The sequence below is a fragment of the Asanoa sp. NPDC049573 genome (genome assembly GCF_040676615.1).
Classification (GTDB): domain Bacteria; phylum Actinomycetota; class Actinomycetes; order Mycobacteriales; family Micromonosporaceae; genus Asanoa.
The window spans coordinates 1-15,509 of the sequence record NZ_JBFAPI010000009.1 but is presented as its reverse complement, the minus strand read 5'-3'; the positions used below and the strand labels follow the sequence as shown (position 1 = coordinate 15,509).

Sequence of the window (15,509 nt, the reverse complement as noted above, 5' to 3'; positions counted from 1 at the left end):
CCCACCAGAGTTTCCGGAATTGGCTGGAACGGCACTAGCCAATTGGAATACGATCTTGCAGGTGGCAGGCACGTCGATCGAGCAGCTGCTCGAGGGGTGGGTCCATCTGGACGGGCCCAACTTGGCCGCGCGCCTTGCTCTGGCCCTCCGGCAACTCGTCGAGTCGGGGCTACTCCCGCCAGGCGAGCAGCTGCCCTCGGAGCGCTTGTTGGCTCACGCCCTGCATGTCAGCAGGCCCACCGTGTCAGCAGCGCTCGACCAGCTGCGCGAGGCGGGCGTCGTCGTGTCGCGGCAGGGAAGCGGGACCAAAGTCGCCACGCATCCGGAACGGTCACGGACGGAGGCACAGCCGGCTCCCTTCACGAGCGCGGTCCTCGGCGCCAACGTGGTCAACCTAGCTGCGGCCGTACCGTTCGATGCCTCTCATCTGCCCGGTCTATCACTGTCACCAACAGATCTGCTGAGCGCCGTTCCCGACCACGGCGTGGTGCCGTTCGGCCTTGATGCCTTCCGGGAGGCTGCCGCCGTGCGACTCAGCCAGGTGGGTCTGCGAAGCCGGCTGGATCAGATCATCGTCACAGCCGGTGGTCATCACGCCCTGCGAGTCGCCTTCGAGACCCTCGCCGCACCCACTGCACCGGTGCTCGTGGAGGAGTACACCTATGGCGCGGTTTTCGATCTCGCCGCCCGGAATGGAACTGCCCTGATCGGGATCGAACGCGATGCCGACGGTGTTGATCCGCAGCGATTGGACGTCGCCCTGAGACGCACCCGACCCGCGTTCGTCTTGCTCGCCACGTCAATCCATTCGCCGAGCGGCCAGACCACGAGCCCCGGCCGACTTCGCGATCTCGCCGCCGTCCTCAACGCCCACCTGGTGCCTGTTGTCGTTGATGAGACCTATGCAGAGCTCCACTATGAGACCCGCCCGACGCCGCTGGCGAGCATGCTGCACGGGCCAAGCATCACCGTGGAGTCTGTCTCCAAGACCGGATGGGCCGGACTGCGCACCGGTTGGATCCGTTTCTCTGAGGAACTACGCCCCCGCCTACTCGGCGCCTTCGACCGCGACCTCGGCCTGCCCGTTCCCAGCCAACTCATGGCACTTCGTGTGCTGGCCGCCTACGCCACGTTGCTGCCCGCCCGCCGCAATGACCTGGCTCGCAAGGCACGCCTGCTGCGCGAACAACTCGCGGAACAGGTGCCGTACTGGAACGTCGTCATGCCGCACGGCGGGCTTACACATTGGATCGACACCGGGACGGCGGACGCGACGACGATCGTCGACAACGCGCGCCGCGCAGGCCTGCTCATCACCTCCGGTGACGCCTTCCACCACCGCCGCGCCACCTCTAGCCATGTTCGCATTTGCCACGACCGGCCAGAGGCGTTGATCATTGCTGCCACAGCCAAGCTTGGCGGACTCTGCGGATTTCGGGCTGCAAAGCCTGAACAACGTCGCTTGTTCTCTCCTTAGGACACCGAGCCACAGCAGTCGGGCGGCGCGAACTACTTCAGCACCTGAAGAGCGCACCCGCCGCCCGATCCACCGATTGGTCAACGCACCACGTACGCGTCCAGGATGGTTTGCCGCACCGAGTTGCCGGCTGCGTCGTGGGCCTCGATGCGGACCGCGATGGTGCCGGCCTGCTTGGGGCTGGCGGCCTGTACGCGATAGCTGTTGCTCGTCCCAAGCCGTACCGCGGCTTCGGTCCACTGCTTGCCGCAATCGGTCGACGTCCACACCCGGAGCCCGGCCAGCCGGACCGACGGATTCGACGCCTGCTGTGCGGTGATTGTGAAGTAGTGCGGGCGTCCCACCGGAACCGAGTCATCGGGGGCGAGACCGAACTGGTAGTGCGGATAGATGAGGGGAAGCCAACTGCACGGTTTGGTGTCGCCGACGCTGAGCGTGTCGAGACACTCATACGGCGCACCGACGGTGTCGGTCGCGGGCCGGCTGGTGCGGAACATCCAGTCGGTGGTGACCGAGGTGCCGGGGTGCTTCGGAGTAAATGCGCTGCGGAACGTGTTGCTCAGCCGATAGGTCCTGGATCCGGCCGGCACCTGATAGTAGGGCAGCCCAAACTCGTCGTAGGTCGGCCGCACCTCCTTGCCGCCGCTGAATAGGCGGTTCTCCTCGGTGCCCGGCTCGCCGCGGTAGCTGTGGGAAGCGTCGGCGGCATCGGCGTAGTCACCTCGCATGAGCGCGCTCAACGACCGCACTCGCAGCCGGTCGCCCTGTCGGCAGCCGTCGCACGGGAAGGTTGCACCGTACCGGGCGGCAAGGTTCGCGCCTGCCAGCGACTGCGTCGGCAGGATGCTTTCGTTCCAGGCCTCACGTTCGCGTGCTGAGGCGTCAGAGGTGCCGTCGCCGTGATCGTAGACCCGGTAGGCGGAGGCGGAGCGCGCCAGAGAACCGTCCGGCGGGATGAACCAGTACTCGCGGCTCCAGAGGACGTCCGGTCCAGCGACGGTGAAGTACTCCACCCGCTGCGCAGGCATGCGGAAGAGGTGGCCGGCCTTGATGCTGATCCGCTGCCCGTCGACGAACGTGTGGCTCGCCTCCGCCGCGTTCGGCCCGAACCCGTAGCGGCCGGCCAAGCCGTCGTATTGCGCGTGGTAGGTGGTGTCGATGGCGTGCAGTTCGCTGGAGCGTGGCGCGAAGGTGAGGTTCGTCGGTACGTGGCCGCGCAAGGTGTAGGTCAACTTGTACTCGAACGGGCTCACCAACTGTGCGCCGATATCCGCGCTCGGTCGCCCGGCGTTCAGCGCGGCCCGTACACGTGCGCCTTCGGCCTCGTCCACCCACAGCAGCGGGATCGTTGCCTGATCCTGGTAGGCCGGGTCGTACATCGCCCAGGAGAGGCGGGTGTCGGTCAGGACGCCGGCCGCGCCCGCTGTGATCGCGAGGTCGATCGCCTCTATGAACGGCTCCAATGTGCGCGATTGGAGGAAAACTAGTTTCCCCCGCACGCTTCGGCCGGCCCGCAGGGCGGCTTCGTCCGCGAGATCGAGCCGCAGGTCAGAGTGGAACTTGGCGAGGAGGTCGTTGCCCTCGGTCACGTAGCGCGGATGGAGCTCGACCCGTTCGCGGCCCCGCAATGCCAGCGTCACCTGCGGCTCGATGTTCAGTTGGTCGAACACGAAGGCGAACTTGCCGATCCGCAACGGAGCGGGATCGGTCGGCAAAACCCAGAATCGGCTTGGCGCGACGATCGGGTAGCTGAAGATCATGCCCCCGCTGTACTCGGTGCCAGCCGCGGACGTACGCGAGAAGAGGTAGTTCATGCCGACCTGCTCGGACGGACGCGGCGTCTGGACCTGGATTGGCACAAGCCTGCTTGCGTCGAACGTGACCGTGGTATCCCGGTCGAGCGTTAGCTCCGGCTTGGTGAACATCGCGAAATTTTTCGCGCCGTCGGACTGGTTTTCCCAGAGTAGTTGGGTGTCCAAGGCGTAAACCCCGCCGTGGGCGAGCCTCAGCGTGACCTCAAGTGTGTTCGGCACGTCGGTTTCGTGAAACTCGCCAGACCAGATGGCGTTGGGCTCGCCGCCGAACGCCGGGTCGGTGTCGTTGAGCCGGTTCGCCACCATTGACTGGAGCATGACCACTTGGCGGTATCCGCCGACAATCCTCACGGTGAGGTTGTGCTGTTGGGGTTGGGTGTAGAACCCGATCGGGACGCTCACTTGCGCGCCACCCGGGCCTGCGGTCGCCAGCAGACGGCCGGAGTAGAGGCCGTTGGCACCGGCATTCGGATCGATCCTCAGGTTCGCGGTGGCGGTCCCGCCGGCGGGGATCGTCAGCGACGCGGGGCTGACTGTGCCAAGGCCGGGTCCGCTCGGGGTTTCGCCGCGCCGGCTCAGTGACACCGACAGCGCCAGAGTGACTGGGGCGGCGCCGGTGTTGGTGTAGGCGATCTGGCGGCTGAGGACCTGACCCGTGTGGGGGAAGGGGAATCCGGTGGACACCGCCGCGGTGTTGGCGAAGACGTGCTGGGTAGCTGCTCGCCCGATGTCGAGACGGCCGGCGCCTTGCGCGTACACCGTCTCCCCGATGTCCTTGGCGGTGCTGACCAGGGCGGCTTTGAGCCGATCCGGGCCCCAGTCCGGGAAGCGTTGAGCAAGGATGGCGGCGGCGCCGGCAACGTGCGGCGTCGCCATCGACGTGCCGGAGGCAACGCTGTAACGCTCGTCGAGCGGTTCGCCCAGCGTCGTGCCGGCTGCGCGTGCCCCGATGATCCCGACACCGGGGGCGACGATCTCGGGCTTGAGACCGATGTCGTCGCCGAGGCGGGGGCCGCGGGCAGAGAAGTCGGCCATGTGGTCAGAGCGATCGACGGCGCCAACGGTCAGTGCGGCGTCCGCCGCGCCAGGCGCTGCGACGGTGCCCCGGTCGGGTCCGTCGTTTCCAGCGGCGATCACGAAGAGCGTGCCGTACTGCGCGCTGAGCTCATTCACCGCCTGGCTCATCGGATCAGTACCGTCGGTTGGGCCACCGCCCAGGCTCATGTTCACAATCCGGGCGTGTTCTGTAGCCGCCTGCCACTGCATCGCCTCGATGACGGTGGAGTTGCTGCCGGCGCCGTCGTCGTCCAACGCCTTAGCGACGATGAGTTTCGCGCCTGGGCCGACGCCCTTGTGCCGACCGTCCGAGGCGGCGCCGGTGCCAGCGATCGTGGACGCGACATGCGTTCCGTGCCCGAACCGGTCGGTCACATCGGCGGGGTCGCCGCCGCCTGGGGCTCCGGCGGGCACGAAGTTCTGCGCCGCGGTGATCCGGCCAGCCAGGTCAGGATGTCCGGCGTCCACGCCGGTGTCGATGATGCCGACCGCGATGCCGGTGCCGTCGTAGCCGGCGGCCCATGCGGTAGAGGCGCCGATCTGGGCGTTGCTGGCTTGGTCGGCGACTTTCACCTTCGCGTCGAGCCATACCCGGCCGAGGCCGGCACCGAGGGCAGCGGTTGCCGGTCCGCCGCCCGCGCCGAAACCCGCTGGTCCGCCGGCGGCCGGGCGACTGGCCAGCGGAGCGCCGCGCGCGGTGTTCCAGAACGTCGTCGCGCCTTTCTTGCCTACCCGCAGGGCCACGCCGTTGATGCTCGGCAAGCTGCGCTGTCCCGTGGTGGCGGGCAACGCTGCGGCCCTCTCCGCCAGAGCCGGCAGCGCGGCTCGCGATGCCGCCGGGACGCTCGGGTACTGGACGATGAGAGGCAGCTGGGCTGACCGGGCATCGTCGTAGCCGTTGGCGGCCAGGTATTCCAGGTTGAATAGTTGCCGATCCACGAGACCGGCCAGGACGTATCGTTCGGCGTCGCCGGGCACGAGGTAATAGCCATTGGTGTCACGGGTCGCCCGGAACGCGACGGCGCCGCGGCCGGATCCCGGCGTCACCGTGGTGGAGACCCGCCCGGCGCTGTCCCGCCGGTAAGCGACTGTGTCGCCGGTAATCATCGTGATGCGCAACGGGCCGTTGACGGCGAGGCCGGGACCGGCGCTGTCGGCAAACGGGACAGCGGCCGGCATTGTGGCGCCGGTCGCGAGGTCGGGCGTGGCTCCGGCGGGCGTCCCCAAAACGGCCACCAGGACCGCTGTGCTCAGCGCCGCCAACGGTAGTCGGAGCCCGCGCCAGCGGGCCGAAGGTGTCAACCGCATTGGATCCTCCATGCATACGAGGGGTGGCGGTCCGGCGGGTCGCGTCGGAGGCCAGCGAACGTCGTGGATCTCACGGGCTCTGGTGATCTAACCTGAGGCTGCGTGGGCATCGACGCAAGTGCGTCAGCCGACCAATACCCGCCAGGTGGCGGAGGACCGCCAAGATCAAGGGGCTTCAGATGCTGGAGGCGATCGGACTCACACCCGTCGAAAGCCGTCTCTACATGGCGCTCGTCGATAACCCGAGATCGACCGCCCCGGAGTTGGCCAAGCATTGCGAGCTGTCCACGCGTGCCGCCGCCCGTGCCCTCGGGCAGTTTGTGCGGCGCGGCTTTGCTAGCCGCCTGCCGGGCAAGCAACCCACCTTTATCGCGGTGGCGCCGGACGTCTCGATCCAACCGCTCCTAAGCCGCCGCGAAGACGAGCTGAATCAGGTCCGGACCGCCGTGCACGACCTCACTGCCGCGTTCCACCGCGCCTCCCGCCACACCCACCCAGCCGAGCTGGTCGAGGTCATCACCGGGGCGGACAACATCGCCAGCCGGGCGTTCGCGTTGCAGGAGACGATGCAGAGCATGTTGCGGGGGATCGACAAGCCGCCGTACGTCATGGGTTCGGGCAACGTCAACGCGGCGCGCGAACTGCGCCGGCTCGCTCAGGGGATCGAGTACCGGGTCATCTACGACCGGGAGGCCGTCGTCATTCCAGGCAAGCTCGAAGACATCCGGACCTCCATCGAGCGAGGCGAGAAGGCGCGAGTGATGGTGAACGCTCCGCTGAAGCTGTGGATGGTCGACGACAGCGCGGCCATCATTCCGATCCGGAGTTCGGCGTACTCGATCGCGGCGGCGTTCGTCGTGCATCCCTCGGCCCTGCTGGATGCTCTGATCGTTCTCTTCGAACTCGTCTGGCAGCGCGCGGTGCCCCTGCGTCCGGCCGCCGCGCCTCACGCCTCGACGCACGGTGCGTCTCCACCGGAACCGCACGAAGGCACCAACGCGCTGTTGACATTGCTTGCGTCCGGCCTGACTGACGAAGCCATCGCACGTTCGCTCGGACTGAGCCTGCGCACCGTCCAGAGGCGCATCCATGACCTGATGAGTCTGCTCGGCGCGGGCACGCGGTTCCAGGCCGGCATGGCGGCCCGCGATCGCGGCTGGATCTGAAACGGTGTCCTGGCCATGCTCATCAACGTTCCCGGTCCGCATCGCCACGCTACTGTTCGCGCACCGGCTGCTGAAAGGTGGCCGTAACGGTCGCGCGGCTGGATCGGCTGGGTCACCGTGGCCAACTCGATGTCGTCGGGCACCAGCCGTAGCGGCGATCCGCTGAGCCGGTCACCGTCCGGACCGGCAGCGTCAGCCGGAACTGGGGCGCCCGGGGCTGGTGCGCGCCAGGCCTCCAGCCACCCGCCGAGCGTGCACCACACATCGCTGATCCATGCAGAGCACGGCCCATGCCCGGCGCTATCGGTGGGACGAGCGGCCTGATCAGTGGTGGAGAGGGCGGTCCTGTTGTCGCAACGCGCACTCGTGCCCGAATCGCGTGACGCCTGCCCCGGTGCGTTTGGCGTGGTACATCGCGGCGTCGGCCTCGGTGAGCAGGTCTGCGGCGGTGACGCCAAGCCGGTAGGCGGTGTAGCCGACGCTGGCGTCGATGCCGCAGCTTCGGTCGGGAAGGCGAACCGGGGTGGCGGTCAGAGCCCGGTGAGCGGCCTGCGCGACGACGGCGGTGGCGTCCAGGTCGCCGTCGACGAGCAGCGCGTACTCGTCGCCGGAGAGGCGGGCGGCGACCGCGACCGGGCTCGGCAGGCCGATCAGCCGCCGGCCGACCTCGGCGAGCACGTGGTTTCCAGTCGCATGTCCCAACGTGTCGTTGATGACCTTGAACCGGTCGAGGTCCGCCATGACCAGCCCACACGGCTGTCCGGAGCGCAGTCGTCCGTCGAGCGCAGTCAGGAACGCACGGCGGTTGGGCAGGCCGGTGATGTCGTCGTGCTCGGCGTCGTAGCGGGCGCTGGCGAGCAGGCGGCCTTGCCGCCGCAGAACACCTGCGCCGGCCGCGATTCCAGCCAGCAACCCACCGCTGGCGGTCAGGACGAGCTGAGCGATCAGCGACATTGACGTCCCCCTGAACGTCGTCGACCTGCGGTACTTCATGTCGTCAGGGTGCGCGGCGACGCACAGCAAGCGCTGGAAGGACTCCGTCGGAAGGGCAGTCAATGTCATGGTGACTCTCCTTTCCTTGTCATCTCAGGTCTCCCGCGTCAGGCGCGCCCGTCGCGTCTGCAGGAAGGTTCGTTCGGTGTCGTTGGTGGCCAGGGTGATGGCCTCGTCATAGGCGGCGACGGCATCGGCGGTCCGGCCGAGGCGGGCGAGCAGGTCCGCGCGGGTGGCCGGCAGCAGGTGGTAGCCCGGCAGGTCGAGCCCTTCGATGGCCGCCAGCGCCAGCGCCGGTCCGTGCACCTCGGCGACGGCGACTGCGCGGTTGAGCGCCACGATCGGGGTCGGGGTGTGCTGCAGCAGCTGGTCGTAGAGCGCGAGCACCTGCGCCCAGTCGGTCGCCGGCCCATCGGTGTGCACAGCGTTGATCGCGGCCTGCAACTGGTACGGCCCCGGCTCGGCGCGGCGCAGACACCGCCGTACCAACTCATGCCCTTCAGCGATCAACTTGCGGTTCCACAGTGAACGGTCTTGCTCGGCGAGCAACACCAGTTCGCCCGACGGCGCTACCCGTGCTGGGCGCCGGGCTTCGATGAGTAGCAGGAGTGCCAGCAGCCCGATCACCTCCGGCTCGTCGGGCATCAGCTCAGCGAGCGCCCTGGCCAAGCGGACGGCTTCCACGCATAGGTCGGTGCGCAGTAGCTCGCCTGACGTGGAGGTGTATCCCTCGTTGAAGACCAGGTAGATCACGGTGAGTACCGATGCCAGCCGATCTGGGAGCTCCGGTGCCTCGGGCACCCGATAGGGGATGCCGGTGTCGCGGATCTTCTTCTTCGCGCGGACAATCCGCTGGAAAATGGTGGCCTCCGGCACCAGGTAGGCCCGCGCGATCTCCCCCACCTCCAACCCGCCGAGCAGGCGCAGGGTAAGCGCGGTCTGCGCGAGCGGCGACAGCGCCGGGTGGCAGCAGGTGAAGATCATGCGAAGCTCGTCGTCGCGCACCGGTCCCACTTCCTTCGGCTCGTCGGGTTGGTGCAGCAGCAGCGCCTGAGCTTGGCGGGCCTCACGGGTGGTTTCCCGGCGCAAGCGGTCAATAGCCCGGTTGCGGGCGGTGGTGACGATCCACCCGCCCGGGTTGGGCGGCAGGGCCTCGTCCCACTTCTCGACGGCCACCGCGAAGGCGTCCTGCACGGCCTCCTCGGCGAGCCCGATGTCACCGAGGACCCGCGTCAGCGTCGCCACGCACCGGCCGTACTCCGCCCGGAAGACGCTGTCCAGATCCACCGTGCTCAAGCCCCCGGCACGTCTTCGAACGGGCGCACTTCGATCGGGCGCCCGCAGGCCAGCGCGCACTTCTGGGCCCATGACAGCGCCTGGTCGAGGTCGTCGCACTGGATCACCCAGAACCCGCCGAGCTGCTCCTTCGTCTCGGCGAACGGGCCGTCGGTCATCGTGGTCGTGCCGTTGCCGGGGCGCACGACCGTCGTGGCATGCGAGCCCGCCAGGCCGCCGACGAACACCCAGCAACCCTTAGCCCGCATCTCGGCGGTCACCTGGCTAGTCCGGGCCCACTGCCGTGCGTACTCGTCGGGGGGCCACGTTGCACTCTCGTCGTCCTGGACGGCGAGCAGGTAGTGCTTCACAGCAGAACTCCTTTGCGATCGGTGTTGGGTGGCGAAAGGGCGGCACGACCAGGACCTATTCAGTGGCCATATTCCCCGTGGCGCAGGCTCTATCGTGTGCGCGGGCCTACGCACTGGTGGCTGGCGGGGCGTCGCGTACCAGGCCTGCCTGTTGGTCTTTGTTCGCTGGGTTGTCGCCGCCATGGGCGTTGCGTGCCGGAACGCCCGTATTGCGAGTAGGGCGAGGCCGGCGTAGAAGACGGCAGGACAATGCCAACCACGTGTACGCCGGAGGTGAACGCGTCGCGGGCCGCGGCCAACTCCGCTCTGCTCTGCCCGCAGCTGAGCGGATGTCGACGATCCACAGCTGCTGGACGCCGCTCGGCGCGAGATCGGCGGTCAGATGCGGAACAGCGAGGTACAGCACGCAGAAATCCATTGACACGAGAAACCTGGGCAAGCCGAGCAAGGCCAACCCCACCCATCCCCGCCGCCCAGCTAAGGCTCTCGTGTTCGCAGCGGTCACAACCTGCTCCTTCGATAGTGCCCCTGGCGCTTCGCGCTGCCCTCACCTCAGCTACGAACAAACTCGACGCCACTCGACACTGCCGCGGTAAAGATCAGAAGAATTCGACCGCATTTGCGACTCGCGGTGCCCACGTTCGCGGAGTCGAACATGACGGTCTCCGACCCGCTGTATTGGCTCGTCGAGTTCGGCCACATATGCGCAGCGCTGATCTCGGTGTACTCCACCCAGCCCCGGGTCCGAGCCGATCAGCGTGAGGCGAACAGCGCCACGCTCATAGCGGCAGCCATCGCAGCCTAAAACGCCATCGCGCCGGCCCGGCCGAGGAGCGGATGCAGCGTCGCCGTCGACCGCGCGCTCGTGGCCGCAACGACGGGGTGGTCGGGCGCTGCATCGCTCCCGCGCCGGCCGACTAACCACCACCAAACCGCCGCAACACCGAGGTAGCCGGCGAACGCGGCCATGGTCGCCGCGCTAACCGCGGTGGCATCCGTGTGCTGAGCACCGTGCGCTATGCCGGGCATCTCAACTGTCATGGAAAGTGCGGCAGTATCAGACATGGCGGTGAGCATCCAAACAACGCCGCGATCGCGACACTTGATCGACCAACCCCACCGGTGGTGACGGGGTGTGGTTTCGGCGATCGCCCGTACCCGATGCCGCGGCCATCGAGCGAGGCCGGCCCGGGATCTACCACGTCGCCGATGACGAGCCGGCGCCGGTGCGGGAATGGTTGCCGTACCTGGCCCAGGCCTTGGGCGCCAAGCCGCCGCGGCGAGTCCCGGCCTGGCTGGTCCGCAGGCTGGCTGGCGACTTCGCGGTGGACATGATGACCCGGGCGCCCGGCATCTCCAACGAACGGGTCAAACGCGACCTGGCCTGGGCGCCCGTGTATCCGAGCTGGCGGGCCGGATTCACCACCGGGCTGAGCTGACGTGTCCACACCGGAGGTGCCAGGGTCCCAGTCAGTCCGGAGGTCGAGGCTTGTAAATAAAGTTGCCCGTCGCGGTTTGGAGCCGCGAATAGCGCGTACAGTCAGCGTCGGATCGGCTTGTCAGCGCCTTTGACTGCCGGCGCCCACCGGGCGCGCTGCCTCAGACCTCGGCAGCGAAAACGCGGCATCGCCGCGTTTTAGAACCGAGCGATGCAGGGGACGGCGACCGGCACGTCGCCATCGGCGATGACGTTGCAGCCACTCGGATCTCCGGACGGACCCGCGCAACTACCGCTTGGTCCCGTCGGCGCCTTAACGCGTCCGCGGACCGGCTGGGAAAGCCGATCCGTTGGAGGCACGTGGATCATGAGTGTTTCGTCCGCCTACCCGGTGCGCGTCGACGCGCATCTGGACCCGCACCTGTCACGCTGGCTCTGGCTGGTGAAATGGGTTCTGGCCATCCCGCACTTCGTCGTGCTGATTCCCCTGTGGATCGCATTCTGTGTCACGTCGGTGATCGCGTTCTTCGCAATCCTTTTCACCGGCCGATATCCGCGCCGGCTCTTCGAGTTCAACGTCGGCGTGATGCGCTGGACCTGGCGAGTCAACTACTACGCCTACAGCGCGCTCGGCACGGACCAATACCCGCCGTTCACGCTGGCCGAGGTCCCGGACTATCCGGCACACCTGCACGTGCCGTACCCGGAGCAGCTGTCTCGTGGGCTGGTCCTGGTGAAATGGTGGCTGCTGGCGTTGCCGCATCTGCTGCTCGTCGGCATCTTCGCCGGCGGCGGAACCTGGCTCGCCTTGAACTCCGATACCCAGAACTACAGCTGGACCGGCGGCGGACTGATCGGGCTGCTGGTGCTCATCGCAGCGGTCATCCTGGCTGTCACCGGCCGGTACCCGACTGGGCTCTACGACCTCATCCTCGGCCTGAACCGGTGGGTGCTCAGGGTCGCCGCCTACACCTCGCTGATGACCGACACGTACCCGCCGTTCCGATTGGACACTGGCGGTAGGGACCCCGCGACCGCCGTCATCGCACCCTCGGGCGCGGCGCGACACGACCTGAAGGAGCCGCAGTGACTCCTCTGCGTAGGACCGCGCTCGTCGCGGGTGTCTGTTACCTGCTGAGTTTCGTGTCGATCCCGACCCTCGGCCTGTACGCCGGGTTGCGGGACCCGAACTACGTTCTCGGCCCTGCCTCGGGTACCGGCGCGATCTGGGGCGCCGTCCTGGAGACGATCGTGGCCCTCGCCGGGATCGGCACCGCGGTCGTGCTCTACCCGGTGGTCAAGCGGCAGAGCGAAGCCCGCGCGCTGGCATTCGTCGGCACCCGCGTCCTCGAGGCGGCCACCATCTTCGCCGGCATCGTGATCGTGATGTCGATGGTCACCCTGCGACAGGACGGAGCCGGACCGGAAGCGCTGACCACCGGCAAGGCACTGGTCGCCCTGCACAACTGGACGTTCCTCACCGGGCAAGGCCTCATCCCGGCCGTCAACGGACTGCTGTTGGGATCGCTGCTCTACCAGTCCCGCCTCGTGCCGAGGGTCCTTCCTGTGCTGGGCTTCATCGGAGCAACCCTGCTCACCATTTCGTTCTTCGCCACAATGTTCGGGTTCTGGACACAGGTCTCCGTGGCGTCGGGCCTCCTCACCATCCCGATCGGGGTGTGGGAGTTCTCGCTCGGCGTCTACCTGATCGTCAAGGGCTTCAAACCCGCCACGCTCACGGCCGGCATGAACACCGGCGACATCACGCCAGCCAGCCGCGTTCCCGTCCTCAGCAGCTGACCGTCGACCAAGGGCCGGGCCCACGAAGGGCCCGGCCGCAGGCCGCGTGGATGCGGACGGTCAAGGCTTGGACCGGCGCGCATGTCTATCTGGTCGCCGCCAGCGCGGCTCGAACGCTCCTTGGACCCTCTTCAAACAATAATCGCCATCTGATCTGGGTCCGATGATGGGCAGGACGCGACCTCAGTTACCGCATGTCTGCCAGGCACGGTCACGCCGACCACTTCGACTCCCGCTAAGAAGTAGGGGCTGAACCACGGGGCATCGAGCCGGCCTGGAGTAAGACAGCGCGCAAATTTCGATCGGTAGGGCGCCACGGCGTTGCCAGCGATCGCGCAAGGTTAAGAGGAGGCGTCGACAAGACCTGCCGTCTCCGCCGAGGTCTCCGCAACGGGGGGACCACCTGGCGTGCATATGCCGCGGTCGGCTCGGTGCCGCCGCCGAGGCGACCGCTGCTGCCCGACGGTTGCGGACATCGAAGACGGTGTAGTCGAGGATGACGGCGACGCTCGCGGCGCGTCGATCCGGATCGCCGCGCCGCCCGATGCGAAAGGAAGTCTCGACCCAAGGGTCCTGCCCGGCCTGGCCGACAGCCCGTCCAACGAACATCCATGACGTCGACGGCACCTTTGGCCAGGCAGTAAGTCGCACCTGCCTGGCGATACCGCGCCGGGTGCCGCCCGCGGCCGCTCCGGCGCGAGTCGCTCACGCGATTCGCAGTGGGCCAATGTGAATGGGCGCAAACCAGCTGATAAAAGGTACGGACAAGACCATCTGCCGCCAAATCATGTCACCTAAACGGGACATTCGACGAATTGCGCCAGGTGAGGTGCATAGGCTGCTCTGAGCGCTCCGTTGACGGACGGCTGGTCACCTTGGCCGACTGCCCGGCCGGTGGGACGCGAGCCTTGAACCTCATAGGTGGCTGGCGCTGCCGCGAACGTTGGCGGCGACGCGGCGGCGCAGCCCGTCCAGGGAGGTGTCCACAGTGGCTGCCCTAACCCATTGGGTCTCGCGTGGCTTTTCGTCGTCAAGACGGCGCCACGCTCGAGAAGGGGTGATGTGATTGATGGCCGGCCGTCGTCCGTTGCCGATTCCCGACCACATGCCGGCGAAGCTCCTCGCTGAGAAGCTCCGTCTGCTCAAGGGCCGCGACATCTCGTACCGGGCCATGGGCAAAGTTACTCAGACCGACCACCGCGCCTTGTCGAACGCGGCTAACGGCAGCTACCAGAGCTGGCCGTCGGTGGAGCAGTTCCTCGACGCGCTTGCGAAGGTCGGCCGCGCGGTGACCGAGGAGGACGTGCGCGAGTGCCGGGCACTGCATCGAATCGCCCACCGCAACCAGCAACAGCGCGCGCGGTCCACAGCGGACACGGCAAGGCCGCCGGCGCCGACCGACGCCACCGTTGTTCCGGATACGAGCGAGGGCGAGGGCCCGGTCGATGTGCCCATCGTGTCGGTCGAGTATCCGCTCCGCACCACGGCCGTTCCGCCGAGCTTGGCGAACGCCGTACGCATGCAGGACCTTGTCACGTCACTCGTGGACCTGGCAATGGAGAAGCGCCTCGACCTCGACGCGTGGCGGACCCGTGGTGCCGACTCGCAGGAGGCGGGGCGCAGCGGTAGCCCCGAGTGGGAGGTGCTCACCGGCCGGCGGCCGCCTACCTGGGCCGTCGTGCGAGGGATCGTCGCGCAAGCCGGAGGCGGCACCGTCGACCTGGCACGCTGGGAACAGGTCTGGCGACGCGTCACCGGCGGCGAGGATGCGGCCGAAGCGACGGCGTCCGCCGGCACGGGTGACTCACCACCCGATGGAAACACCGACGCCGTCGCCGGCCGAACGCAGAACGGCGAGCCGCGGAGGAACGCCTGGTGGCACCCGCGATGGTTCGGTCGCAAGCGCGACACACCGGCCGACGCTCGTCAACCCGCAGCAGGCGCGAAACGCCGACGTGGCTCACATCGAGCCACAGTCGCCCGCTGACCCGCGGTCCGATATGAAAATGACGCCCGCGAGAGACAGGACGGCCGCCCGGGCACGGCCGTCCTGCGTGGAGACGTTGGCCAAACCCCGCGGCAGGGCCGACTGAGGAGTTCGATCCGGTTCCCGGACACGTGCGCGCTGGCCGAGATCCCGGCATCAATGTCGTTTCCCGCGAGGGCCCGATCGTCGGCGCAGAGGAGTATGATTACTTAGAGTGACGTGTGTGCTACACGAGGACGATGACAAGCGCAGCCGCCTGCCGGGCTCCTAGCAGCCGCCCGCGCTACGACCACGGCCGGCCTCGACATCACCGCGCTCGGGGACGCACGCGCCCGACCATCATGGTCGCCAACCCGGAGGGCGCGGCCGAGTACATCGGCTTCGACCTCACCGCCGGATCGAGGTAATCGCTGTGTACGAGAAGGACGGGGAGAAGTACTTCGTCGTCGACAGCCACATGCACTACTGGAACGCGGCGCCGGACAACTGGGTGCCGGGCGCTGAGCAGTACGCCAAGGGCTGGATCGAGTGCTTCCATGCGTATCACTCGTTGGCACCCGCGGAGACGCACTGGCCGATCGAGAAGTTCATGGCCTACACCGAGGACGACCTGATGAAGGACGTCTTCGAGGACGGGTACGTGGACGTCGCGGTGTTCCAGCCGACGTATCTGACCGAGTGGTACAAGGAGGGCTTCAACACCACCGAGCGCAACGCGGCTCTCGGCGAGAAGCACCCGGGCAAGTTCATCGCCAACACCCGGTGGGATCCGCGCGAGGGTGAGGACGGGCTGAAGAAGCTGGCCGAGAACGTCGAACGTTACG

General features: G+C 67.6%; 11 protein-coding genes. 7 read left to right on the top strand and 4 right to left on the bottom strand.

Going from position 1 to position 15,509, the window contains the following annotated elements; genetic code table 11:
• The first annotated feature begins 61 nt into the window (after nt 1-61).
• A complete protein-coding gene (locus tag AB0J74_RS20900) occupies nt 62-1,477 on the top strand; it encodes a PLP-dependent aminotransferase family protein (RefSeq protein WP_363450279.1) in 1,416 nt (471 codons plus the stop codon).
• A gap of 80 nt (nt 1,478-1,557) precedes the next feature.
• Here the strand turns inward: AB0J74_RS20900 and AB0J74_RS20895 are convergent, their stop codons facing one another.
• Nucleotides 1,558-5,655, bottom strand: coding sequence for a S8 family serine peptidase (locus AB0J74_RS20895; protein ID WP_363450277.1), 4,098 nt, complete (start codon nt 5,653-5,655; stop codon nt 1,558-1,560).
• Between the two features lie 179 nt (nt 5,656-5,834).
• Between AB0J74_RS20895 and AB0J74_RS20890 the strand changes: the two genes are divergently transcribed.
• Complete coding sequence (locus AB0J74_RS20890; protein ID WP_363450276.1) at nt 5,835-6,821, top strand: helix-turn-helix domain-containing protein; 987 nt, start codon at nt 5,835-5,837, stop codon at nt 6,819-6,821.
• Between the two features lie 324 nt (nt 6,822-7,145).
• On the opposite strand, the gene AB0J74_RS20885 is transcribed toward AB0J74_RS20890, so the two are convergent.
• The 3 genes from AB0J74_RS20885 to AB0J74_RS20875 all read right to left on the bottom strand — a co-directional run bounded on the left by AB0J74_RS20885 (nt 7,146) and on the right by AB0J74_RS20875 (nt 9,460).
• Nucleotides 7,146-7,814: a GGDEF domain-containing protein gene (locus AB0J74_RS20885; RefSeq protein ID WP_363450275.1), complete on the bottom strand. Its 669-nt coding sequence runs from the start codon at nt 7,812-7,814 to the stop codon at nt 7,146-7,148.
• A gap of 93 nt (nt 7,815-7,907) precedes the next feature.
• On the bottom strand, nt 7,908-9,101 hold the full coding sequence (locus AB0J74_RS20880; RefSeq protein ID WP_363450678.1) for an RNA polymerase sigma factor: 1,194 nt from the start codon (nt 9,099-9,101) through the stop codon (nt 7,908-7,910).
• Between the two features lie 5 nt (nt 9,102-9,106).
• Nucleotides 9,107-9,460, bottom strand: coding sequence for a YciI family protein (locus AB0J74_RS20875; protein ID WP_363450274.1), 354 nt, complete (start codon nt 9,458-9,460; stop codon nt 9,107-9,109).
• 1,133 nt (nt 9,461-10,593) lie between these two features.
• Between AB0J74_RS20875 and AB0J74_RS20870 the strand changes: the two genes are divergently transcribed.
• From AB0J74_RS20870 to AB0J74_RS20850, 5 genes are all read left to right on the top strand, one after another.
• Nucleotides 10,594-10,899 (top strand): hypothetical protein, encoded by a 306-nt coding sequence (locus tag AB0J74_RS20870; RefSeq protein WP_363450272.1) that lies wholly within the window; start codon nt 10,594-10,596, stop codon nt 10,897-10,899.
• A 366-nt stretch (nt 10,900-11,265) separates the two neighbouring features.
• Nucleotides 11,266-11,988: a DUF4389 domain-containing protein gene (locus tag AB0J74_RS20865; protein ID WP_363450270.1), complete on the top strand. Its 723-nt coding sequence runs from the start codon at nt 11,266-11,268 to the stop codon at nt 11,986-11,988.
• Nucleotides 11,985-12,698 carry a DUF4386 domain-containing protein gene (locus AB0J74_RS20860; RefSeq protein ID WP_363450268.1) on the top strand — a complete coding sequence of 238 codons (714 nt, stop codon included), beginning with the start codon at nt 11,985-11,987 and terminating at the stop codon, nt 12,696-12,698. Before AB0J74_RS20865 ends, AB0J74_RS20860 begins: the two co-directional genes overlap by 4 nt.
• 1,069 nt (nt 12,699-13,767) lie before the next feature.
• Nucleotides 13,768-14,685 carry a hypothetical protein gene (locus AB0J74_RS20855; RefSeq protein ID WP_363450266.1) on the top strand — a complete coding sequence of 306 codons (918 nt, stop codon included), beginning with the start codon at nt 13,768-13,770 and terminating at the stop codon, nt 14,683-14,685.
• Between the two features lie 412 nt (nt 14,686-15,097).
• The coding region (locus tag AB0J74_RS20850; protein WP_363450264.1) for an amidohydrolase family protein at nt 15,098-15,509 on the top strand (412 nt) is incomplete at its 3' end.

Excerpts from the sequence above, each read along its gene's own strand:
- AB0J74_RS20895 (WP_363450277.1), bottom strand. The coding sequence starts at position 5,655 with ATGCGGTTGACACCTTCGGCCCGCTGGCGCGGGCTCCGACTACCGTTG.
- AB0J74_RS20890 (WP_363450276.1), top strand. The coding sequence starts at position 5,835 with ATGCTGGAGGCGATCGGACTCACACCCGTCGAAAGCCGTCTCTACATG.
- AB0J74_RS20885 (WP_363450275.1), bottom strand. The coding sequence starts at position 7,814 with ATGAAGTACCGCAGGTCGACGACGTTCAGGGGGACGTCAATGTCGCTG.
- AB0J74_RS20865 (WP_363450270.1), top strand. The coding sequence starts at position 11,266 with ATGAGTGTTTCGTCCGCCTACCCGGTGCGCGTCGACGCGCATCTGGAC.
- AB0J74_RS20855 (WP_363450266.1), top strand. The coding sequence starts at position 13,768 with ATGGCCGGCCGTCGTCCGTTGCCGATTCCCGACCACATGCCGGCGAAG.